The 1,286-nt window shown below is 58.9% G+C and carries 1 pseudogene; it reads right to left on the minus strand.

What is annotated here, in order from left to right:
• A pseudogene (locus QPL95_RS18510) lies at positions 1-1,064 on the minus strand (xylulose 5-phosphate 3-epimerase); the annotation flags it as partial.
• Positions 1,065-1,286 lie beyond the last annotated feature (222 nt).

The following is a 1,286-nucleotide window of genomic DNA, read 5'->3' on the forward strand; positions in this document are numbered from 1 at the left end:
CCAGCACCATAGAAACCATAGCCTTTGACCGTCTCGGCAATCAGATAGGGGAGCTTTACAGGGTACCTCATGTGGCCGGCGCTGACCTGTTCGCTGCACGCCTGAAGCCTCGATTCGGCCTCGAAGATGCCCCAGATAAAGGCCGCAGGATCGCGGCCATCAATGAGTATGGGGTAAAAGCCATTGAGTTCCAGGTGTTGCCGGAACCAGTCCGCCCCCCCTTGCAGAAAAATCGTTGAACGTTGATCGATGCGGCGGCCGTTGGCAATCATCACCGGGGTCACCAGGCCACAGTCCTCAGCTCGCCACCAGCGGCTTGCCCAGTCGCTGCCCCGCTGCTCCTCAAATGCCCCATCACTGAGAAACGCGACCAGACGCTCCCCCGGCAGCGGCATGTGGGTGTATTGCAGTTCAGCGAAGCCCAGATATCCGCCCTCGATCAGCCCGCCGGCAGTGTGGGGGTTGACGTGACTGCCCAGGGGAACCCCCGGTGTGCCATCCGGAGTGACGGCGTAGCTGTAAAAGTCACTCACCAGCCGGGACAGCCCCGCCTCGTCGAGCGTGTACCGAGCCTGCTGTTCTGGATGCAGATTGCCGAGCAGTATGTTGACGCTTTCGATAGCCGCCACACAGTGCCCCTGCCCCATCAGCCAGCTACGGGTCAGCCCCGCCAACGCGTTGGCGGCCGTGTAGCCAAGATAGGCAGGCACCATGTTCAGCGAACCACCGGTATGCCCCTGAGGATTTTCCTTGAAGTCATCCGCCGCCAGCGGCTGTCCGGACAGGTCCACTCTGCTGGCATAAGTCATGTGGGCTACCAGCCACATGGCCGCGTTGGTGAGGGTGTCTGCAGCCTCGAAAATAATCAGGGCATCGTCGAGCGAGTCATAACGCCCGGCACAAACGAGTTCCTGGCACAGGTCGAACACGCGCACCTGGGTCAAATCGGTATGTTCGATCACCCCGCGCCCTTTTGCCCAGTTGGCAAACTGGGGGTAACGCTGCCGGTATTGGGCAGCACGCTGCTGGATTCGATGTGAATCCTCAATGGAATAGCCGTTCATGATCTCTCCCTGATAACTCTACTGACGTTAATGGTGGCCTACTAGAAATCCTCGCCGTAAATATCCGGATTACCCCGGGTATTTGCCCGGTCTCACATCAAAGACGCAAAATGGATTGGTAGCCTGCCACATCCACCTCAAACCGGGTGTTCTGACGCAAGTGATCCTTCATGGCCTCCAGCGCATCAGGGTCTCCATGAATCAAGTTGATCGGCGTTTCGG

The sequence above is a fragment of the Marinobacter sp. SS5-14b genome (genome assembly GCF_030541005.1).
In the GTDB taxonomy this organism is placed as follows: domain Bacteria; phylum Pseudomonadota; class Gammaproteobacteria; order Pseudomonadales; family Oleiphilaceae; genus Marinobacter.